Source organism: Mesorhizobium sp. M0563, from assembly GCF_040321065.1.
In the GTDB taxonomy this organism is placed as follows: Bacteria; Pseudomonadota; Alphaproteobacteria; order Rhizobiales; family Rhizobiaceae; genus Mesorhizobium.
The window spans coordinates 155,546-176,765 of sequence record NZ_JAMYQV010000003.1 but is presented as its reverse complement, the minus strand read 5'-3'; the positions used below and the strand labels follow the sequence as shown (position 1 = coordinate 176,765).

At 63.1% G+C, this 21,220-nt stretch carries 15 protein-coding genes; 9 read left to right on the top strand and 6 right to left on the bottom strand.

From position 1 onward, the window contains the following. Positions 1-2: 2 nt before the first annotated feature. The 4 genes from NKI50_RS06150 to mtnK form a co-directional block, all read right to left on the bottom strand. Entirely contained in the window at positions 3-662 is a 660-nt protein-coding gene (locus NKI50_RS06150; protein ID WP_023716741.1) for a 2Fe-2S iron-sulfur cluster-binding protein, read from the bottom strand. A gap of 131 nt (positions 663-793) precedes the next feature. Continuing rightward, a complete protein-coding gene (locus NKI50_RS06145) occupies positions 794-1,678 on the bottom strand; it encodes a helix-turn-helix domain-containing protein (protein ID WP_023716742.1) in 885 nt (294 codons plus the stop codon). 183 nt (positions 1,679-1,861) lie between these two features. Beyond that, positions 1,862-2,956, bottom strand: a complete 1,095-nt coding sequence (mtnA, locus tag NKI50_RS06140) for an S-methyl-5-thioribose-1-phosphate isomerase (RefSeq protein WP_023716743.1) — start codon at positions 2,954-2,956, stop codon at positions 1,862-1,864. Next, positions 2,953-4,224, bottom strand: a complete 1,272-nt coding sequence (gene mtnK, locus NKI50_RS06135) for an S-methyl-5-thioribose kinase (RefSeq protein WP_023716744.1) — start codon at positions 4,222-4,224, stop codon at positions 2,953-2,955. The genes mtnA and mtnK overlap by 4 nt, the downstream gene beginning before the upstream one ends. A 135-nt stretch (positions 4,225-4,359) precedes the next feature. Between mtnK and NKI50_RS06130 the strand changes: the two genes are divergently transcribed. The 4 genes from NKI50_RS06130 to NKI50_RS06115 all read left to right on the top strand — a co-directional run bounded on the left by NKI50_RS06130 (position 4,360) and on the right by NKI50_RS06115 (position 9,054). Next, positions 4,360-5,871: a sugar ABC transporter ATP-binding protein gene (locus NKI50_RS06130; RefSeq protein ID WP_023716745.1), complete on the top strand. Its 1,512-nt coding sequence runs from the start codon at positions 4,360-4,362 to the stop codon at positions 5,869-5,871. Between the two features lie 83 nt (positions 5,872-5,954). Further along, positions 5,955-6,950 carry an ABC transporter permease gene (locus tag NKI50_RS06125; RefSeq protein ID WP_023716746.1) on the top strand — a complete coding sequence of 332 codons (996 nt, stop codon included), beginning with the start codon at positions 5,955-5,957 and terminating at the stop codon, positions 6,948-6,950. 46 nt (positions 6,951-6,996) lie between these two features. Further along, positions 6,997-8,052 (top strand): substrate-binding domain-containing protein, encoded by a 1,056-nt coding sequence (locus NKI50_RS06120; protein WP_023716747.1) that lies wholly within the window; start codon positions 6,997-6,999, stop codon positions 8,050-8,052. A gap of 156 nt (positions 8,053-8,208) precedes the next feature. Beyond that, positions 8,209-9,054 (top strand): acyl-CoA thioester hydrolase/BAAT C-terminal domain-containing protein, encoded by an 846-nt coding sequence (locus tag NKI50_RS06115; RefSeq protein ID WP_023716748.1) that lies wholly within the window; start codon positions 8,209-8,211, stop codon positions 9,052-9,054. 73 nt (positions 9,055-9,127) lie between these two features. Here the strand turns inward: NKI50_RS06115 and NKI50_RS06110 are convergent, their stop codons facing one another. Both NKI50_RS06110 and NKI50_RS06105 read right to left on the bottom strand, forming a co-directional pair. Next, positions 9,128-11,182, bottom strand: coding sequence for a bifunctional aldolase/short-chain dehydrogenase (locus tag NKI50_RS06110; protein WP_023716749.1), 2,055 nt, complete (start codon positions 11,180-11,182; stop codon positions 9,128-9,130). Between the two features lie 85 nt (positions 11,183-11,267). Beyond that, positions 11,268-12,233 carry a sugar-binding transcriptional regulator gene (locus NKI50_RS06105; protein ID WP_352715801.1) on the bottom strand — a complete coding sequence of 322 codons (966 nt, stop codon included), beginning with the start codon at positions 12,231-12,233 and terminating at the stop codon, positions 11,268-11,270. 191 nt (positions 12,234-12,424) lie between these two features. On the opposite strand from NKI50_RS06105, the gene NKI50_RS06100 reads away from it, so the two are divergent. The 5 genes from NKI50_RS06100 to NKI50_RS06080 all read left to right on the top strand — a co-directional run bounded on the left by NKI50_RS06100 (position 12,425) and on the right by NKI50_RS06080 (position 21,006). After that, positions 12,425-14,032, top strand: a complete 1,608-nt coding sequence (locus NKI50_RS06100; RefSeq protein WP_352715798.1) for an acyl-CoA synthetase — start codon at positions 12,425-12,427, stop codon at positions 14,030-14,032. 250 nt (positions 14,033-14,282) lie between these two features. Further along, positions 14,283-14,891 (top strand): TetR/AcrR family transcriptional regulator, encoded by a 609-nt coding sequence (locus tag NKI50_RS06095; RefSeq protein ID WP_023716752.1) that lies wholly within the window; start codon positions 14,283-14,285, stop codon positions 14,889-14,891. Between the two features lie 62 nt (positions 14,892-14,953). Then, complete coding sequence (locus NKI50_RS06090) at positions 14,954-16,105, top strand: efflux RND transporter periplasmic adaptor subunit (RefSeq protein ID WP_352715795.1); 1,152 nt, start codon at positions 14,954-14,956, stop codon at positions 16,103-16,105. 208 nt (positions 16,106-16,313) lie between these two features. Continuing rightward, entirely contained in the window at positions 16,314-19,448 is a 3,135-nt protein-coding gene (locus NKI50_RS06085) for an efflux RND transporter permease subunit (RefSeq protein ID WP_023716754.1), read from the top strand. A gap of 70 nt (positions 19,449-19,518) precedes the next feature. Next, positions 19,519-21,006, top strand: a complete 1,488-nt coding sequence (locus NKI50_RS06080; protein ID WP_023716755.1) for an aldehyde dehydrogenase family protein — start codon at positions 19,519-19,521, stop codon at positions 21,004-21,006. The last annotated feature ends 214 nt before the right edge of the window (positions 21,007-21,220 follow it).

Sequence of the window (21,220 nt, the reverse complement as noted above, 5' to 3'; positions counted from 1 at the left end):
GCTCATGCCTCCTCTGCCGCGTCGCGGATTGCAGCGACGATGTTCGGATAAGCGGCACAACGGCAGATGTTGCCGCTCATCCGCTCGCGGATCTCGGCATCGCTGAGAGCGACGGAAGCCGCTGCCACGTCGGCGCTCGCATGGCTCGGCCAGCCGGCCTTGGCTTCGCCCAGCATACCGACCGCCGAGCAGATCTGGCCTGGCGTACAGTAGCCGCACTGGAAACCGTCGCGGGCGACGAAGGCGGCCTGCACCGGATGCAGCCGGTCACCCTCGGCAAGGCCCTCGACCGTGGTGATCTCGTCGCCATCATGCATTGCGGCAAGCGTCAGGCAGGAATTGATCCGGCGTCCATCGACAAGCACCGTGCATGCGCCACACTGGCCGTGATCGCAGCCCTTCTTCGAGCCGGTGAGGCCGAGATGGTTGCGCAGGGCATCGAGCAGCGTCGTCCGCGGGTCGAGTTCGACGGCAAGGTCCTTCGCGTTGATCCGCAACGATATCGGCATCGTCGGTACCGGCGTGCCAGATGCCGTCGCCGTGACGGTGTCGGCCGGCTCGGCGCCGACCGGTATCCCGGTAGCCAGGAGCACCCCGGTCGCCACCCCGCCCTCCAACACGGTTCGACGCGTTGGCCCCCTCCTGTTGTCTGTTTTGGCCATGCAAGATCTCCCAGTCGCAATGAAGGACGCAGACGGCAATTTGACCCCGACAGCGGACCCTCGGGTTCGGTCATCGACACTGGAGGTGGGGGCGCACGCAGCGGCTTTCTTTCAAGAAACCGGCGGCACTATCAGGATTCTGGAGAAGAATTCACCCGATAGGCACGAGGCGTCATGCCCCTGAGACGCCGGAACGTCGTGGTGAAGTGGCTCTGGCTTGAAAAGCCGAGCCGAAAGGCAATGGTACTGATCGACAAACCCGTTTCGCGCAACAGTGCCTCCGCTCGCCGCACCCGTTCCTCGATTACATAGGCATAGGGGGCAAGACCGGTCGTCGCCTTGAAGCGCCGCGCAAAACTGTCGACGGCCAAGTCGGCGACAGCTGCAAGCTCGCTTAGCGAAATGTCGGAATTCATACGTGCATCGATATAATCCCGAACTCGACCAAGTGCTCGGCGGCTGAGACAGCCGTGACGTACGAGCGGCTGTTGCTCGCGGCTCAGGTTGGCCACGCGGAGGCTGACGAGGGCCACCAGATGCTCGACATAGGCAGTGTCCGGCTTGTGACCGAGGGCCATCTCGTCGCGAAGCGAACTCAGCAGCGTGGCGACGACCGCGTCCTTCTTGTTTACCAGTATCGGCAGGTTCCTCAGGCGTTCGCATCCGGGAAGCCCGATATCGGAATCGATCCACAGGGCTGAATAGGAGAGGTTTACATCGCGATAGAAGCCCTGTCGCTCCGCGCCTGCCGGGACGAAGGTGAGGGCTCCGGGATGATCCATTCCGTCGTAGAGGGATCTTGCCTCGTGCCGGATAGACGTATGGGACGTGCCGCCTTCTTCGGTCAGCACGATCAGATGATGAGGGGCTGTCCAGCGGAGCTCCGCCTCCCGGCACGCCCACCGCCGGTTGTCGAAAACGATCGAGGAGCTGACCCATGACGCGGTTTGCAGGGGCTCCGACTTTTCCTCCTGGCTCCGAACCCGTCCGTCACCAAGCAGCGGTCTGAATGACATCGCGGCATCCCGCTGGTTCACTCGCCGAGCCGTGGTCAGCCCCGGCTTGAGCGTTGCGCCGCCCCGCCGCTACGCATACGACCGTCCATCTGGGACAGGCAACGGACGTTTTTAACCGCGCCGTGTTCAAGAAATCGTGAGATCAGGCAAAATCCAGGGCTCCTCCTGGCACTCCAAAGCGGATCATCCGCGCTCGGGAAACATCGCCTTCAGGCCTTCGCGCGAGGCCGTGGCGACGCCGCGTTCGGTGATCAAGCCGGTGACCAGCCGCGCCGGCGTCACGTCGAAGGCAGGGTTGGCCGCCGGCGTGGCTTCCGGCGACACGCGGACCTGGGCAATCTCGCCGGAAGCGGTCTTGCCCCAGACCAGCGAGACCTCGTCGGGCGAACGCTGCTCGATCGGGATTTCGGCCAACCCGTCCCCCACCGTCCAGTCGATCGTCGGCGACGGCAGCGCGACATAGAACGGCACGTCGTTGTCCGCGGCGGCCAGTGCCTTGAGATAGGTACCGATCTTGTTGCAGACATCGCCGTCGGCGGTGGTCCTGTCGGTGCCGACGACGACCATGTCGACCTGGCCGCGCTGCATCAGATGGCCGCCGGCATTGTCGACGATCAGCGTGTGCGGCACGCCGTGGCCGGCCATCTCCCAGGCGGTCAATTGGGCGCCCTGGTTGCGCGGTCGCGTTTCGTCGACATAGACGTGGACTGGAATGCCGGCTTCCGTCGCCAGATAGATCGGCGCGGTGGCGGTGCCGTAGTCGACGGTGGCCAGCCAGCCGGCGTTGCAGTGGGTCAGGATATTGACCGGTTCGCCCGGCTGCTTGCGCGCCGCGATCGTCTTGATGATTTCGAGCCCATGGGCGCCGATGGCGCGGTTGAGGCCGACATCCTCGTCGGCGATCTCGCCGGCACGCCGATAGGCGGCTGCGGCACGTTCTGCCAGGGGAAGCGCCAGCAGGAAGCGCTGCATTTCATTCAGCGCCCACCGCAAATTGATCGCCGTCGGGCGCGTTTCGTGCAGGGTTGCCCAGACGGCGTCGAGCGCCGCATCCGACGGATCGTCGGCCATCTGCATGGCGACGCCATAGGCGGCAGTGACGCCGATCAGCGGCGCCCCGCGCACCCACATGTCGCGGATTGCCGTGGCGATGCCGGCGACGGTATCGATCTTTTCGATGCGGAAATCATGCGGCAGCCAGCGCTGGTCAATGATCTCCACCGAACGCCCGTCGTCACTCGGCCAGATCGTGCGGTAGTGGCGGTCACCGACGTTCAAATCCTGCTCTCCCGTTCGATCAGCGCGGCCAATTGGTTGACCTCGTCGATGCTGTGGATCTGGCGCCGGTTGACGGCGAGGTGACGGCCGAATTTCAGCGCCTTTGCCTCACATCTGGCGCGCAGATCCTGATCGGCAATGGTCTCGAAATCGGCATTGTGGGCAAGTCCGAGAATTCGCCGGTGAACCTCGACGCCGGCAAAGCCGAGCAGATCGGTCCAGATCGAATGCAGCATGTGGTCGAGCGCCTGCTCGGCGCCAAGCCTGTCGCCCTGATCCTCGAACAGGCTCTTCTGGTAGAGCATGCCGTCACGCTCGGTTCGCCACAGATGCGAGAACTCGGCGCGGAATGCCGACCATGTATCGACCGTGACGTCGAGCAGATAGGCGCGCATGGCGTCGCGCTTGCCATTCTGCTCATGGCCGCGCTGCGAGAAGAACGCCATCCAGAAATTGGCGAGCAGCATGCCAACATCGAAGGCGATCGGGCCGTAGAAGGCGAATTCGGGGTCGATCATCCGTGTTTCGGTGTCGGTGACCATGATCGAGCCGGAATGCAGGTCGCCATGCAGCAGCGTCTCGGCATTGGCGGCGAAGAGGTGCTTCATCCGCTGCGCCTCGACCTTGAGGTCGCGGTCGGCGCGCAGTTCGGCGACAATGCCATCGAGCTGCGGGCTGGTGTGCCGGTTCATCTTAGCATCGAAATACGGGTCCGAGAAAACCAGGTTCTCGGTGATGTCACAGAGTTCGACATTGTCGGCGAACAGCGCCAGATCGGCCTTGCGGTCCTTGGTCGCCATGCTGAGGTCGGAGCCGCGAAACAGCGTGCGGGCCATGAACAGGCCGATGTCTTTCGCGATGTTAGGCAGTTGCCGGCCCTCGATCAGCGCCCGCCGCAGGATAATGTGCGGCGACAGATATTCCATGATGATCAGCGCCTGGCCTTCGTCGAAGTGATAGATATCAGGCACGGAACCCGGCGCCCGCGCCTGTTGCCGCGTCAGCGCATGATATTCGAATAAGGAGCGTTTCAACGGCAGCGGCCAGCTGTCGCCGACCAGCCGGACGTAGGGCAGGGCCTGCTTGACCACGGCCGCACCCTCAGCACCCTCGACAATGAACACCAGGTTCAGATTGCCGTCGCCGACTTCACGGACCTTCCAGCGGCTCGTATCCTTGCCGATCTGCGAACACAGGGCCCCGTTGGCACGGAGACGGCCCGCCAGTGTCTCGACCGACAGTGCTTCGAACGGCGATTTCCCAGTCATCCTCACCTCCCGCTTATGTGCTCCGATGATAGCGGAGCCATGGCGGTCGGGCCAAGCTAGGAAGCCCGCTAGCAATTGTCAATCGTGTTGACAATTGCCGATATAGCCCATAGCGTCACGGTCAGGGAGGAACGAATGGGCAATGATGCCGTGTTCCGCGTCGACGGCCTGAGGAAATCCTTTGGCCATATCGAGGTGCTTGGCGGCGTCTCGCTCGAATTGCATGCCGGCGAAGTCACCGTGCTGATGGGTGCCAACGGCGCCGGCAAATCCACCCTCGTCAAGATCATCAGCGGCGTCTACGACCATGGCGGCGGCTCGATGTCGCTTGTCGGTCAGGACTTTGCGCCGAAAACGCCGGCCGAGGCGATCTGCGCCGGCGTCGTCACCGTCCACCAGAACATCAATGACGGCGTCGTCGCCGACCTCGACGTCGCAACCAACCTCACGCTCGACAGGCTGAGCGGCAGCGGCGTGCCGACGCTGTTCAATCCAGGCCGGGTGCGCCGTGAGGCCAAGGCGGTTGCCGACCGCATGGGGCTGGCCATCGACCTCAAGGCCCGCATCAGTGACCTCTCGCTGGCCGATCGTCAGATGGTGGCGATCGCCCGCGCCATGGCGCACCGGCCGAAAGTGCTGATCCTCGACGAGCCGACCTCCTCGCTGTCCAGTGCCGAAGCCGACCGGCTGTTCGCATTGCTCGACCGGCTTCGCCAGCAAGGCGTGGCCATTCTCTATATTTCGCACCGTATGTCTGACATCAGACGGCTTGCCGACCGCATCATTTCGATGCGCGACGGGGTCATCTCAGGTATCTTCGACAGGAAGCCGCTGGACTATGAAGGTGCGGTCAACGCCATGCTCGGCCGCAAGATCCAACTCGAGCGGATCGTCGCCAGGAATTCGGCCAAATCAATTTTTATTGCCGACGGCTTGCGGATTGCCGAAGGCGCCAGGCCGATTTCGCTGACGCTCGGCGACGGCGAGGTCGTCGCCATCACCGGCCTCGTCGGCGTCGGCAAGACCGCGCTCGCCGAGACGCTGTTCGGCTTGCGCCAGCCGCTGTCCGGGACCATGGTGCTGAACGGGAAACCCTATGCTCCGGCGTCGACGGGCGAAGCGATTGCCGCCGGCGTGTTTCTCGTCGCCAAGGACCGGGGCGAAAACGGCATCGTCGGCGACTTCAACATCCAGGAAAATATCAGCCTGCCGTTCCACAGGCGAATGTCGCGTCTCGGCGTCCTCAAGCGCCGCATCGAACGCGCCATTGCCCGCCAGCAGATCCAGGAGTTGGGCATCGTCTGCCGCTCGGAGAAGGACGAGATGTCGTCGCTTTCCGGCGGCAATCAGCAGAAGGTGATGGTCGCCCGCTGGATATCGCAGACCGCAAGGCTTTTCATCCTCGACGAGCCATTTCAGGGCGTCGACATTTCGGCCAGGCGCGATATCGCCGCCAAGCTGCGGGCCAGCGCCAGCGGCCGCGCGACGCTGCTGTTCGTCACCGAACTGGACGAAGCCCTGGAGACGGCCGATCGCATTCTGGTGATGTCGGAGCAGACGATCGTCGGCGAGCACCGCAACACCGATGTCGATCTCGAGCGGCTGCTGGCCGAAGTGGCGGGCGGGCCGTTGCACAGCGCAGCCTGACGGCAGGAAGACGATGAGAATTGGAATGGAGAGGGCATGAGTTCAGGTTGGGTAAAGACAGTGCCAGCGTGCGGGAGCGCTGAATGATCCTGCGCGACCGTGCCATCCGGTATGGCTTCATCGTCCTGTTGTTCGGTCTGATCGCCTATTTCGCCATTGCCGCCGATGGCTTCGTGTCGCCGCAAAGCGCCGTCTTCATCTTCCAGTCGGTCGCCATCACCGGCGTTCTGGCGCTCGGCGTCACCGCCACGCTGGTCGTCGGCGGCTTCGACTTGTCGATCGGCTCGGTCGCCACCAGCGCCATGATGGCGGCTGCCTACGTCATGGTGGTGCTGGAGCAGAATGCCGTCGTGGCGGTCGTCGCCTGTCTTGTGATCGGCGCCGTTGTCGGCCTCATCAATGGCTGGCTGATCGTCTATATGCGGGTGCCGGACCTTTTAGCGACGCTCGGCATGATGTTCCTGCTCGTCGGCCTGCAGCGCATCCCTACCGAGGGCCGTTCGATCGCCACCGGCATGACCATGCCCGACGGCTCGGTCGCCAACGGCAGCTTCGGCGCCGCGTTCCTGGCGCTTGGCCGCCATCGCTTCGATTTCTTCATCCCGAACCTCATTCCGGTGTCGGTCGTCGTCCTGCTCGTGCTGGCGGTGCTGATCTGGTTCTTTCTCGAATACACCCGTTTCGGCCGCATGATGTACGCCGTCGGCAGCAACGAGCGCGCTGCCGAACTCGCCGGCGCGCCTGTCAAGGCATACAAAATCTGGGCCTACGTTATTTCTGGGGTTTTTGCCTCGATCGGCGGCATTTTGCTCGCCGCCCGGCTTGGACGCGGCGACATCGCCTCGGGTAATAATCTGTTGCTCGACGCGGTGGCTGCGGCACTCATCGGTTACGCGGTTCTCGGCGCCGCCAAACCGAACGCCTTCGGCACGGCCGTCGGCGCGGTGTTTGTCGGCGTGCTGCTGCAGGGCCTGACGATGATGAACGCGCCTTACTACACGCAGGATTTCGTCAAGGGCGTGGTTCTCGTGGTCGCCCTTGTCTTCACCTTCGCCCTGTCCGGCAGGGGCAGGAGATAGGGTTCGACCGGGTCACATTTTGGGTTCAACAAGTGGAGGAAACGACGTGAACATCACAAGAAGACTTTTGGGGAAAGCAGCGCTCGGGCTTGCCGGCGCAACATTGCTGATGCAGTTGCCGGCAATTGCGCAGGACAGGCCGGCGCCGTTCGACAAGCCGGGTGCCGTCAAGATCGCGCTGGTCCGCTATCTCTCGACCGGCGACTTCTTCCAGGCCTATCTCTCCGGCGTTGAGGCGCAGGCCAAGGCGCTCGGCGTCGACCTGCGCGTGCTCGACAGCCGTCAGGACGCGGCGCTTCAGGCGGACATGGTCGACCAGGCCATCGCGCTCGGCGTCCAGGGCATCATCATCCAGCACGGATTGACGGAATCGATGAAGGACGCCGCCCAGCGTGCCGTCGATGCCGGCATCAAGGTCGTCGCCTTCGACGTCAATGTCGAAAACCCCAAGATCCCGCAGATCGAACAGTCCGACCGCGACCTCGCGCGCCTGGCGCTCGAACAGGCGGTCAAAGACAATGGCGAGAGCTGGAAGGCCGGCTATGTCTATGTCGCCGGCATCGCCCCGCTCGATCGCCGCAACGAGACCTGGGTCGAATTCAAGAAGAAATATTCGGGCATCAACGAAGCCGCCATGTTCGGCACGCTCGACAATCCGATCGCCAATTCGGTTGCCAACCAGGCTCGCTCGGTGTTGTCGGCTCATCCCGACATCAAGGTGATGTTCGCGCCCTATGACGAATTCGCCAAGGGCGTAAAGATCGCCGTCGACGAGGCCGGGCTGAACAAGGATATCAAGATCTATTCGGCCGACATCTCGACCTCCGACATCGCCGCGATGCGCGAGCCCGACAGCGCCTGGGCGGCAACCGCCGCCACCAACCCGGCCGTCGTCGGCCAGGTCTCGGTGCGTGCGCTGGCGCAGCTCTTGGCCGGCGAAGATCCCGGCCACAACGTCATCGTGCCACCGACGCTGATCACCCAGAAGGACCTGCTCGACAAGGACATCAAGAACATGGAAGACCTCTCGGCCAAGCTGCCGCAGTTCGCCCATGCCGATGTCGCCATGCCGGCCTGGATGCCGAACCCGAACGCGAAGTAACTTTCGGCACGAGCAAAACAATAGCCGCCTGCAGCAGCTTGCTGCAGGCGGCTTTTTTGTCGAAGATGTCTGGCGCGCCGGACTGCCGAATTTCAATTGTCGCAGTCTCCGATTTGCAGGCCGATTGGACGGTTGAACCCAGGATTCGACGGGTACATGGAGGCGCATGCGGTAAGAGAGGAAAGTCCGACCGGTGTCGTCGCCGGAACATTTTTCCGACGCTCGCAGGCCACCACGGGCGTTGTGGTGTTGGGTGGATCGAGTGGTCGTGTTGATGTCGGGCGCGCGCGGCTTTTTACAGATGCCGGTACGTCGGCCTTGGCGTTGCAGTGGTTTGGCGGCGAGGGCCAGATTCCGGGAATATGTGAAATTCCCCTGGAAACGTTCTTTGCAGCAACAGACTATCTCATTGAAACAGGGTGCCGTCGCATCGTTTATGTCGGCACATCCAAAGGTGCCGAGGCCTCATTGCTTGCCGCGGTCCATGACCAGCGAATCAACGCGGTGGTCGCGATCAGCCCGTCATCGGTAGTTTGGGGGAATATCGGTGCGGGCCGGGATGGTGCCAGTTGGCCTGAACGATCCTCATGGTCGCTCAACGGTATCGCGCTGCCGTTTGTGCCGGCAGATCCAGATTGGACACGAGAGTATGTGGATGGCCTGGTATCTTACAGGGGGCTTTTCAAATGCTGTTTGAAAACCTTCAAGAGCGAAGCGAATGCGGCGACCATCCCCGTTGAGACCATATCGGCCGAGCTTCTGCTTGTCGCCGGTGGCAACGATGCGCTGTGGCCTTCCCTATCGTTCGCCCGAGATATTATTAGGCGGCGCGGCGAAGCAGGTAAGGTCACTCATCTCATTTCGTCGCCGGATGCGGGACACCGCATTCTGTTGCCAGGCGAGAGCACACCACGCTCGACATTGCACGCACATGGAGGCAATGACGAGGCCGATTCAAAGCTGGGCAGAAAGGCTTGGGAAGGCATCCGAGGCCTGCTGTAGTAGCAGTTCGAGAATGCCTTCCATGGCCGTGTCGCAAAATTCCGAGTTGCGTGCCTGTCTCGGCCGGTTCCGCCTACCGCAGCGCCGCCGCGATGTTGCCGCCGTCGACCGTCGTCACATCGGCTGTGGTCCGATCGGCCAGCGCTTGATGCAGAAAGGCCTGGGCGACGTCTTCGGCCATCACTTCCTGCCCGAGCAGGTTGCCGGACATGTACTCCTTCTCCGATACGCCGCGCGCGCCCGAGCGGCTGGCGATCATGGCGTCGGTCAACAGCCCCGAACGGATGCGGTCGGCGTTGACGGCATTGGAGCGGATGCCTTGCGCGCCGTAGTCGAGCGCATATTGCCTGGACATGAACAGCGTTGCCGCCTTCGGGATGCCGTAAGCGCCGAACTTCGGTCCCGGATTGATCGCCTGCTTGGAGGTATTGAACAACAGCACGCCGCCGGTGCCCTGTTCGAGCATGATGCGCACGGCATTCTGCGCCGCCGACTGGTGGGCGAAGAAATTGAGTTCGAAACTTTTGCGCAAAGTGGCGTCGTCGAGCTCGCCGATCCGGCCCTCCCAGGCTGCGCCCGCATTGGAGACGAGAATGTCGAGGCCGCCGAAGACGGCGACGGCTTTGTCGAACGCAGCGCGCATCTGCTCCGGATCGGTGATGTCGGCGCCAATGCCGATCGAACCGTTACCGGCTTTTTTGGCGGCCTCGGCAGCTCTTGACCCGTCGACATCGACGACCACCGCATGGGCACCGTTGTCGGCGAATAGCTTTGCCGTGGCAGCACCGATCGCGCCGGCGCCGCCGGTGACCAGTACCACCTGGCCGGTCAGCGGCTTCGGCTTGTTGGCGGCGAGTTTGGCCTGTTCCAGCGACCAGTATTCGAGCGGGAACAGATCGGCTTTGGAGAGCGGGCGGAAATCGCCGACGGCTTCGGCGCCGCGTACCGCCTCGATCCACATTTCGCCGACGTCGGAGGCGATCTTCGCGTCCTTGAGCGTGCGGCCGTGGCCGAACATGCCGAGGCCGGGCACCAGCGTCAGCCGTGGCATCGTGTCGAGCATGGTGCGCTTCACGTCGTCGAGCGCATCGTTGGTTTCGAAATAGGCGCGATAGTCCTTGGCGAATTTTTCGACATGCTGGCGGATGACGGATTTGTAGTCGCCGACATTGTCCGCGTCGGGCGCCGGCAGTGCCATCGGTCCGGTCTTGATGCGGATCGACAGGTCGGGCGTCGACACGCCGCGTCCGGCATAGTCGGCAATTCTAGCCGAATTGATGAAATCGACGATCGCATCCGAGGTGCGGAAATCGCTGACCATGCGGTCGAAGCGGCCTTCGCCGCGTGCCACCGCCACCGCGCCGCGCAGCATCGGCGCAATGTCCGCGGGCTTGGCCAATCTGGCCGGCAAGGCCGCTTTTTCGGTGCGCGGCTTGCCGTGGCTGGCGATGAAATCCTCGGCGACGTTCACATAATGGATCATCCGGTCATAGGCCTGCCTGGCATCGTCGCCGAAGGTGAAAATGCCGTGCTTGTCGAGGATCAGGCCTTCGACCGTCGGGTCGGCGTCGAAAACATCGGCGGCAGCCTTCGCCAGATCGAAGCCCGGCATGATGTAAGGCACGAACCCCATTTTCTCGCCGAACACTTTTCTGCTCAGCGCCTCGCTGTCCTCCTGGTCGACGATGGCCAGGATTGCGGTCGAATGCGTGTGGTCAACGAATTTGTGCGGCAGGAAGGCGTGCAGCAGCGTCTCGACCGAAGGGTTGGGCGAGGACGGATCGATCAGGTTCGCCCGCTGCAGCGCGACCATGTCCTCGTCGGAGAGCTTCTTGAGCGACCGCGCCTTCAACAGCGCGCCGAGCTTGACCGCCGGCAGGCCCTGCGGCTCGATGACGCCCATGTCCCAGCCGCTGCCCTTGACGCAGAGCACGTCCCATTCGTCGCCGACAAGATCGGTGGCCTTGGTCTTGCACGAGGTGTTGCCGCCGCCATGCAGGACGAGCCGCGGCTCGCCGCCCAGCAGCCTGGTCGTATAGACGCGCAGCGCCAGGTCGCGGGCCACACCCTTCTTTGCATAGTCGGCGACCAGCTCCTCCGCGTCGCCGTCATTCCACAGGTTCTTCATGTCAGCTTCGTCCGATTTCTCTTTTGTTGTGAACAGGAATGCCGCGACGCCCTGATGACAATGCGTCGGCGACTGAAACTAGGTATCAGGCGACCTTTTCTGCTACTGCTCCGGCATGGTCGAGCAGCCGTCGCGCCATGCGCGCGCCGACGACGAGATGGGTGCAGAGCCCGCCGGCGATCGCCGCGACGAGCGGTTCGAACTTGCTCTCTTCCTGCACCACCACAAGGCGCTTTTCGATCTGGCGCAGCGATGACAGCTCTGCCGAAATCAGCCGGCGGTTGAAGCTGCAGTCGAGCGCCTGGCCTTCGGTATCGATGATCTGCCCGGCAATGACGCCGGCTGCACCCGCCTTGCGCAATGCAGCCATTTCGCTTGGCGTCAGCGCGCCGCATTTGACCAGATGGCTGTCGGTATCCACCGAGCCAACCGAGTATAGCGCCAGGTCGCAGTCACCGATACCCGACAACTGCTCGCGGATCACCGGTTCGGCGCGCAGGCCGCGTGCCAGTTCTTCCGTCGTCAGCACCAGCGGCGCGTAAAAATTCAGCCCCTTGGCATTGAGCCGGCGCGCGATTTCCATGGTGCATTGGTCCGGCCGGTACGAATAGGGTGCTCCCAGATTGCCGCAGAGCTGCACCACCGTCACGTCCTGCAGGTCGGCATAGGACATGATGTCGGCGATCGTGTAGATGGTCCGCCCCCAGGCGACGCCGATACGGTCGCCCTTCCTGACCAACTCAAGAAAGACGCTTGCCGCCAGCACCGCGATGTCGGTCGACGGATCGGCGACATAGCTGTTTTCCGGCGCGATCCAGACCGCGTCGAGCTTAAGCGCGTCTTCCAGCTTGCGTGCCAGCACGTCGTCGGTGAAAAGCTGGGTCGAGGTCGAGATGTTGACGATGCCGGTCTCGCGCGCCTTGCGCAGATACATCGCCACCGAGGCACGGGAAATCTTGAGCTGGCTGGCCACCTGGTCCTGGCGCAGGCCGTGTGCATAGTAAAGCCAGGCGGCCTTATGGATGAGCTGTTCTGCCGGTCGGATCGCCATGCCATCTCCTTGCTGACATTATTCACGGCTCTCGACAAAAGTCAAATTGGGCGCGGGCAGGTAATGCTCTTGCGCCCGTCGAATCGAGATCGTCATTGTTGTTCCAAATGCGGTCTGTCGTGGCATCGTTGGTGGTGACGGGCCGGAAGCCGGTAGCTAAAGTTCTCGACGAACACATTGCGGAGGACGGGATGGGCAATCCCTACGAACAGGATCTCGACAGGAACCCGGCCAACCACCAGCCGCTGAGCCCGCTGACCTATTTTGAGCGGGCGGCAAAAACGTTTCCCGACCAGACCGCCATCATCCATGGCCGCCAGCGCACGACCTATCGCGATTTCTGGAAGCGCTCGCTGAGGCTTGCCTCGGCGCTGGCGAAGCGCGGCATCGGCAGGGGCGACACCGTTACCGTCATGCTGTCCAACACGCCGCCGATGCTGGAAGCGCATTTCGGCGTGCCGATGACCAAGGCGGTGCTGCATTCGCTCAACACCCGCCTCGACGCCGCAGTCATTGCCTTCCAGCTCGACCATGCCGAAACCAAGGTGCTGATCGTCGACCGCGAATTCGCCGGCGTGGTTAGACAAGCGCTGACGCTGGCCAAGGTCAAGCCGCTGGTGATCGACTACGACGATCCCGATTACGCCGCCGACGCGCCCTATGCCAAGGGCCTGCGGATCGGCACGCTCGACTACGAGGCGTTTGTCGCCGGCGGCGACGAGGATTTCGCCTGGTCGATGCCGGACGACGAATGGGACGCCATATCGCTCAACTACACCTCCGGCACCACAGGCAATCCGAAGGGCGTCGTCTGCCACCATCGGGGCGCGGCACTGATGGCCTATGCCAACACCATCCATGCCGGGATGGGCAAACACCCGGTCTATCTGTGGACGTTGCCGATGTTCCACTGCAACGGCTGGTGCTTTCCCTGGACGCTTGCCGTACAGGCCGGCACCCATGTCTGCCTGCGCTGGGTGCGGCCGAAGCCGATCTATGACGCCATCGCCGATCACGGCGTCACCCATCTCTGCGGTGCGCCGATCGTCATGTCGGTGCTGATCAACGCCAGGGACGAGGACAAGCGGCAGTTTCCGCAGACCGTCACCTTCAACACCGCCGCGGCGCCGCCGCCTGAGGCGGTGCTGTCGGGCATGGCCGATGCGGGTTTTGCCGTCACCCATCTCTACGGCCTGACCGAAACCTACGGCCCGGCCGTCGTCAACGAATGGCATGGCGAGTGGGACCGGCTTGCGAAGGGGGCGAGGGCGGCGAAGAAGGCCAGGCAAGGCGTGCGCTATGCCGCGCTCGAAGGTCTGACCGTGATGGACCCGCAGACGATGCAAGAGATGCCGGCCGACGGTGAGACGATCGGCGAGGTGATGTTCCGCGGCAACATCGTCATGAAAGGCTATCTCAAGAACCGCAAGGCGAGCGACGAGGCCTTTGCCGGCGGCTGGTTCCATTCGGGCGACCTCGGCGTCATGCATCCGGACGGCTACATCCAACTCAAGGACCGTTCCAAGGACATCATCATCTCCGGCGGCGAGAATATTTCCTCGATCGAGGTCGAGGAGGCGCTCTACAAGCACCCCGCCGTTGCTTCCTGTGGCGTTGTCGCCCGATCCGACGACAAATGGGGCGAGGTGCCGGTCGCCTATGTCGAGCTGAAGCCGGGCAAGGCGGCAACCGAGGCCGAAATCATCGAGCACTGCCGCGCGCTGCTCGCCCGCTTCAAGGTGCCGAAAGCGGTGATCTTTGCAGAATTCCGGCTGCGGGAGATGGCGAAGCAGCCTTAGCGCCTGACCCGAAAACGGAACCGATTTCGGGAGGCATCATTTCAAAATCCTGTGCGTTCAAAAAGACGCGCGGTGTTGCAGGCGTGCCCGGCGGGAACCACATGCGCTTCATGGGCCAACTCCGTCCAGAGATGTCACCATCTGTCATCAGTGGCATCAGCTGGCCGAAATCATGTCTTGACAGGTGATGGTTTTCAATTTACGAGTGACGAAATTCTAAATTCGTCAGTCGTAAATTTTGGCCAACGAGATGCTTGAAACCTTAGACACCACCGCCGATTCCGCCCGCCAGGAAAATGTCACGCGCATCCTGGATTGCGCGGAGCGATTGTTCCGCCACTACGGCTACGGCAAGACCAACGTCGCCGACATAGCGCGCGAACTCGGCATGTCGACCGCCAACATCTATCGCTTCTTCGCCTCCAAGGTGGAAATTCACCAGGCGGTTTGCGGCCGTATGCTCGCCACCTGCTACCGGTTGACCTACGAAGCCTGCCATGGTCCCGGCACCGCCAGCGAGAAGCTCCGCCGCTATGTGCATACGCACTATCAGTGGACGCTCGAGACCATGATCGACCAGGAGAAAGTGCACGAGATGGTCATCGTCGCCATCGAACGCGATTGGCATGTCATCGAAAAGCACATCGACAGCATCCACGAATTGGTCGCGGAAGTGATCCGCGAGGGCATCGCCACCGGCGAGTTCGTCGATCAGGATCCGGTGATCGCGTCCAGGTGTTTCGGCGCTGCTATTATCAGCCTCTGTCATCCGCAGATGATGGCCCAATGCCTCGCCAAGAAGAACCGGGCGACGCCGGACGAGCTTACCGAGTTTGCCATCAGAGCCTTGAAGAAATGACCGTTGCCGCCCGTCGGGCGGTGATGTCGGCAATTCATCCCCACAGTTCGGGAGTACGAAAAGTGTCTTTGTCCAAGTCCATCACCTACAGGCTACCGGCCGCCGGCCTGGCACTGATTGTCGTTGCCGCTCTCGGCCTCGCCGGCTGCTCGCAGGAGAAAGGCGAGGTCAAGGAGATCATCCGCCCGGTCAAGGTGGTCGAGATCGCCAAGGCGGGCGATACCCGTCAGCTCTCCTATTCCGGATCGGTGCGCGCCCGCACCGAGATGAATCTCGGCTTTCGCATCAACGGCAAGATCACCGAGCGCCTTGTCGACATCGGTGACCGCGTCAAGCCCGGCGACGTTCTCGCCCGCATCGATCCCACCGACTACGAGCTTTCGGTGAGAAGCGCTCAGGCCAGCCTCGATGCCGCCGACCGTCAGGTCGAGACAGTCGAGCTTACGCGCAAGCGCGCCGAACAGCTCTACGCCAAGAATTTCGCACCGAAGTCGCAGCTCGAGCAGGCGACGCTCAGTTACAATCAGGCGGTCGCCACGCGCGACTCCGCCCGCTCGCAGCTTGCCCAGGCACAGAACCAGGTCCGCTATACCGATCTCAAGGCGGACAAGAATGGCATCGTCACCGCCGTTGCCGCCGATGTCGGCCAGGTGGTCGGCTCAGGCACGCCGGTGGTGACCGTTGCCATCGACGGCGAGAAGGAAGTCCTGATCGCTGTTCCCGAAACCGATATCGCCGAGTTCAAGCCGGGCAAGACCGTCAAGGCGGGTTTCTGGTCCGATGAGGCGCTGACGCTCGAAGGCAAGGTCCGCGAAGTCGCCGGCAGCGCCGATCCGCAGTCGCGCACCTTTGCCGTTCGCGTCAGCCTGCCCAACGATCCGAACGTGCTGCTTGGCATGACGGCCTCCATCGAAGCCGCGGCGGGCAACCGGCAGCAGCTGGTGTCGATCCCGCTGAGCGCATTGGCACAAAAGGACAGCCAATCGATCGTCTGGACCGTCGACCGCAGTGGCGGTACCGTTCATGCGCATCCGGTCAAGGTCGCCGCCTTCACGCCTGACGGCGTCAGTGTCGCCGACGGGCTGAAGCCGGGCGATGTGGTCGTCGCTGCCGGCACGCAGTTCATGACCGAGAATCTGAAAGTCAAGCTTACCGGTGATGCAGCACAACAGTCGGCCTCGGCCGATGATGACGCCGCAAGGCGCTTGCGCTGACGGCCAGGCAATTCACGGTTTCCGGGCGGCAGGCGCCCCCGATTTTCGAGATCTCAGGTCGATGTAACCCCCACATCGATCCTCGTGTCCCACCGCGATGTAGATCTCTCAACTCGGAAAGCCTCGCCGCTCGGAAGCCCACATCGGAAGTTCCTTGGGCATGCGAAAGCGCGTGCTCTGTTGATCAAATTGAAACGGACTGACGCCGATGACCACCGACACCACTGAAAAGCGGTCTTTCAATCTTTCGCGCTGGGCAATCGGCCATCCGAGCATTGCCCGCTTCCTGTTCGGGCTTATCATCGTCGCCGGTGCGCTCGGCCTGATGCGCATGGGCCAGAAGGAAGATCCCGATTTCACCTTCCGCGTCATGGTCGTCCAGGCGATCTGGCCGGGCTCCTCGATCAAGGAGATGGAGGACCAAGTCGTCAACAAGATCGAGCGCAAGCTGCAGGAAACGCCGCATCTCGATTTCGTCCGCTCCTACACCCGCGCCGGCAGCGCCATCATCACCTTGCAGGTCAAGGGCGACACCAGTCCCGCGCAGGTCGCGGATGCGTTCTATCAGGTGCGCAAGAAGGTCGGCGATATCTCGAATGAACTGCCGCAGGGCTTGCTCGGGCCCTACTTCAACGACGAATTCGGCGACACATTCATCACCCTGCATTCGATCAGCGGCGATGGCTACAGCTATCCCGAGCTGAAGAAATTCGCCATCCAGGCACGCGACATGCTGCTGACGACGCCCGGCGTCGAGAAAGCCGTGATCATCGGCGACCAGCCGGAAAAGCTCTACATCGACGTTTCATCCAAGGTGCTTGCCGAACGCGGCCTGACGCTGACCGACCTGCAGAATGCGATCAGGGGCCAGAACAATGTCGACCCGGCAGGTTCGGTCGACACCGGCCAGCGTTCGGTGCGCATCTCGGTCGAAGGCGACGTGGCCAGGGCGGCCGACATTCGCGAGCTTCGGCTGCGGGCCGGCAACCAGGTGACGCGCCTCGGCGACATCGCCACCGTGACCTCCGGCCTCGAGGACCCTTATCAGCGCAAATACCGCTTCAACGGCCATGACAGCGTCCAGCTCGGCGTCGTCATGGCCAAGGGCTTCAACGTCACCGACGTCGGCAAGGACGTCGAAGCGACCTACAAGCGCTTCGAGGAGGCGCTGCCCTACGGCGTGTCGGTGGACCAGGTCTCCGACCAGCCGGAAGTCGTCAAGGATGCGGTGGCCGAGTTCATGGAAGCGCTCGGTGAAGCGCTGCTGATCGTGCTTGTCGTCTCGTTCCTGTCGATCGGCTGGCGTTCGGGTCTGGTGATCGCGATCGTCATTCCGCTGGTCCTGGCCGCCACCTTCGCCATCATGTACGAGCTCGGCATCGACCTGCAGCGCATCTCGCTCGGCGCGCTGATCATCGCCCTTGGCCTCTTGGTCGACGACGCGATGATCGTCGTCGAAATGATGGAGCGAAAGCTCGAGGAAGGCTTGGTCAAGGTCGAGGCGGCGAGCTTCGCCTATTCCTCGACCGCCTTCCCGATGCTGACCGGCACGCTGATCACCACGGCCGGCTTCATCCCCGTCGGTTTCGCCGCCTCGACGGCTGGCGAATATGTGCGCACCCTGTTCTACGTCGTCGGTATCGCGCTGGTCGTGTCCTGGTTCGCGGCGGTCTATTTCACGCCATGGCTCGGCCACATGATCCTGAAGCAGCGCAAGCACGCCGGCAGCCATCACGATGTCTTCGACACGGGCTTCTACCGTCGCCTTCGCTCGACCGTGACCTGGGCCGTGCGCCATCGCATCATCGTGCTGGTGATGACGATGATGACCTTTGCCACCAGCCTGTGGGCGTTCCAGTTCATCCCGCAGAATTTCTTCCCGCAATCGTCGCGCCCGGAAATCCTTGTCGACCTCTGGCTGCCGGAAGGCACCAGCATCAAGGAAGTCGAGACACAGGCCAAGGCGCTCGAAGCCAGGATGATGGACGACAAGGACAAGCGCTTCATCGCCACCTATATCGGCGAAGGCGCGCCGCGTTTCTTCCTGCCGCTCGACCAGCAGCTTCGCAATCCGAATTTCGCCCAGCTTCTGGTGATGGCCAATGACGAACCGGCCCGCGAGCGGCTGATTGTCAAGCTGCGCACCATCCTGGCCGAGGATTTCCCGTCGATCCGCGCCAAGGTCGACCGCCTGTTCCTTGGTCCGCCGACCGGCTGGCCGGTGCAGATGCGCGTCATGGGTCCGGATCGCCAGGAGGTGCGCCGCATCGCCGACGAGGTGAAGGCGAAGTTCCAGGCAAATCCGCTGCTCGGCGCCATCCACGACGACTGGCTGGAGCCGGTGCCGGCGATGAAGCTGGTGATCGACCAGGATCGCGCCCGTGCGCTCGGCGTCACCTCGCAGCGCATCCGCCAGATGCTGCAGGCGACCATGTCGGGAGCGCCGCTCGATGACTTCCGCGACGGCGAGGAGACGGTTTCGATCGTCGCCCGCGAACCGGAGGCAAGCCGTCACCTGCTGTCGGCGGTCGATTCCGTCTATATCCCGACGGATTTCGGTGGCTCCGTGCCGCTGTCGCAGGTCGCCAAGATTGTCCCGGTGCTGGAGCAAGGCGTCGAATGGCGGCGCGACCGCTTGCCGACCATCAGCGTACGCGCCACGCTGCCGGATGGCGTGCAGCCGAACGATGTCGCCATGAAAATGTATGGCGAGATGTCGGGCCTGCGCGCCGGCCTCGCACCCGGCTACAAGATCGAGATCCAGGGCGGCGCCGAGGATGCGGCCGAAAGCCAGGCCTCGATTGCGGCGAAAGCTCCAGTCATGCTGGCGGTCATCGTCGTGCTGCTGATGATCCAGCTGCAGCATTTCGGGAAGGCGATGCTGGTGCTGGCGACCGGTCCGCTCGGCATCATCGGTGCGGCGGCGGCACTTTTGATCAGCGGTGCGCCGTTCGGCTTCGTCGCCATCCTCGGTGTTATCGCCCTGCTCGGCATCATCATGCGAAACTCGATCATCCTGGTCGATCAGATCGACCAGGACATCGCCGCCGGCGTGGAGCGCTCCGAGGCCATCATCGGCTCGGCCGTTCGCCGGTTCCGGCCGATCGTGCTGACGGCGCTGACGGCGGTGCTGGCGCTGATCCCGATCTCGCGCGGCGTCTTCTGGGGGCCGCTCGCCTATGCCATGATGGGCGGCATCCTGGTCGCCACGGTGCTGACCATCCTTGTCCTGCCGGCAGCCTACGCGCTGTTCTTCGGCCGGGAGCCCAAGAAGGTGGTGGAGCAGCCGGCCGAGACGGAAGAAAAGAACGAAAGGCCGCAACTGGCCCTGGCGGCCGAATAGAGCTGTTGGCAAATGTGACCTCCGGCGGTTTAATCCGCCCACCAGGCGTAGGTGCCGGAGGAGGACCGTCATGACCATAGCTCAGGCACCGCTGCGGCTGCCGATCGACGGACGCCATCGCCAGATGTTCATCGGCGGTGGCTGGGTCGATGCCCGCTCCGGCCGGACCATGGAGACCCGCAATCCTGCCACCGGCGCGGTCATCGCCACGGTGCCGCGCGGCGACCGCCTCGACATCGACTTGGCGGTGACTGCCGCCCGCAAGGCGTTCGAGGGACCGTGGAGCCGGCTCAAACCTTACGAGCGGCAGGTACTGCTGCTGAGGATCGCCGATCTCTTCGAAAAGAACTGGGAAGAGATCAGCCTCTCCGACACCACCGACATGGGTATGCCGATCGTGCGCACCCGCGCCAATCGCAACCGCGTCATCGGCATGCTGCGCTATTATGCCGGCATGGCGACGGCGCTGCACGGCGAGACGATCGAGAACTCGCTGCCCGGCGAAATCGTCTCCTTCACCCGCAAGGAGGCGGTCGGCGTCGTCGGCGCCATCATTCCCTGGAACGCGCCGACCGCCGCGTCGATCTGGAAAATTGGCCCGGCGCTGGCGACCGGCTGTACCATCGTGCTGAAACCATCGGAAGAGGCGCCGCTGACGCCACTGCTGATCGCCGACATCATGAACGAGGCCGGCGTCCCGGAAGGCGTCGTCAACATCGTCACCGGCACCGGCACCGAGGCGGGCGCCGCACTCGCCGAGCACATGGGCGTCGACAAAATCGTCTTCACCGGCTCGACGGCGACCGGCCAGTCGATCGTGCGCGCCTCGGCCGGCAACCTCAAGCGCGTCTCGCTGGAGCTTGGCGGCAAGTCGCCGGTCATCGTCTGCGCCGATGCCGATCTCGACAAAGCGGTGCCGGTGGCCGCGATGTCGGTGTTCGCCAATTCCGGCCAGATCTGCATCGCCGGTTCGCGCCTTTTCGTCGAACGCGCGGTCCATGACGAGTTCATCGAGCGTCTCGCGGCATACGCCAAGGGTCTCAGGGTCGGCGACGGCATCGACCCGGCGACCGAGATCGGCCCGCTCGTCTCCGAAAAGCAGTTGCAACGGGTCACCGGTTACCTCGAGGCCGGTACTGCAGAAGGGGCGAAACTCGTCACCGGAGGCACCCGGCTTGTGGAAGGCGCGCTTGCCGCCGGCAATTTCGTCGCGCCGACTGTCTTTGCCGGCGTCTCGGACGATATGAAGATCGCCCGCGAGGAGATCTTCGGGCCGGTGATTTCAGCCTTGCCGTTCGATACGCTGGACGAGGCGGTCGAGCGGGCCAACAACACGCCTTACGGCCTGGCTGCAGGGGTCTTCACCCAAAATCTCGCCACCGCCCACCGGCTGTCGCAAAAGATCCGCGCCGGCTCGGTCTGGGTCAACACCTATCACGCCATCGATCCGGCCGTGCCCTTCGGCGGCTACAAGATGAGCGGCTACGGCCGCGAGGGCGGCGCCGAACACCTTGACGAATATCTCAACACCAAGGGCGTGTTCATCAAGATCGATTGAGCCAGAATAGGCCCAGAAACGAAAAACCCGCCTCAGCGGCGGGTCTCGGGGCGAATCAGCACCATGGCGGGATTAGTAGCATAGCTGCCGGCACAAAGCAAGAACAAAATGCAAGCGATCGAGCGCGCATCGCGCGCCCAATCCGTAGAACGGTTCATCGTTTCACGGAAACGCCGAACCGCTCTATTTTTGTTTTGAGGCAATTCCGGCCGGA

What these genes read in the sequence shown, in the direction of transcription:
- NKI50_RS06125 (WP_023716746.1), top strand. Translation starts at nt 5,955, where the DNA reads ATGATCCTGCGCGACCGTGCCATCCGGTATGGCTTCATCGTCCTGTTG.
- NKI50_RS06130 (WP_023716745.1), top strand. Translation starts at nt 4,360, where the DNA reads ATGGGCAATGATGCCGTGTTCCGCGTCGACGGCCTGAGGAAATCCTTT.
- NKI50_RS06150 (WP_023716741.1), bottom strand. Translation starts at nt 662, where the DNA reads ATGGCCAAAACAGACAACAGGAGGGGGCCAACGCGTCGAACCGTGTTG.
- NKI50_RS06085 (WP_023716754.1), top strand. Translation starts at nt 16,314, where the DNA reads ATGACCACCGACACCACTGAAAAGCGGTCTTTCAATCTTTCGCGCTGG.
- NKI50_RS06105 (WP_352715801.1), bottom strand. Translation starts at nt 12,233, where the DNA reads ATGGCGATCCGACCGGCAGAACAGCTCATCCATAAGGCCGCCTGGCTT.
- mtnK (WP_023716744.1), bottom strand. Translation starts at nt 4,224, where the DNA reads ATGACTGGGAAATCGCCGTTCGAAGCACTGTCGGTCGAGACACTGGCG.
- NKI50_RS06110 (WP_023716749.1), bottom strand. Translation starts at nt 11,182, where the DNA reads ATGAAGAACCTGTGGAATGACGGCGACGCGGAGGAGCTGGTCGCCGAC.
- NKI50_RS06145 (WP_023716742.1), bottom strand. Translation starts at nt 1,678, where the DNA reads ATGTCATTCAGACCGCTGCTTGGTGACGGACGGGTTCGGAGCCAGGAG.
- NKI50_RS06080 (WP_023716755.1), top strand. Translation starts at nt 19,519, where the DNA reads ATGACCATAGCTCAGGCACCGCTGCGGCTGCCGATCGACGGACGCCAT.
- NKI50_RS06095 (WP_023716752.1), top strand. Translation starts at nt 14,283, where the DNA reads ATGCTTGAAACCTTAGACACCACCGCCGATTCCGCCCGCCAGGAAAAT.
- NKI50_RS06100 (WP_352715798.1), top strand. Translation starts at nt 12,425, where the DNA reads ATGGGCAATCCCTACGAACAGGATCTCGACAGGAACCCGGCCAACCAC.
- NKI50_RS06115 (WP_023716748.1), top strand. Translation starts at nt 8,209, where the DNA reads ATGGAGGCGCATGCGGTAAGAGAGGAAAGTCCGACCGGTGTCGTCGCC.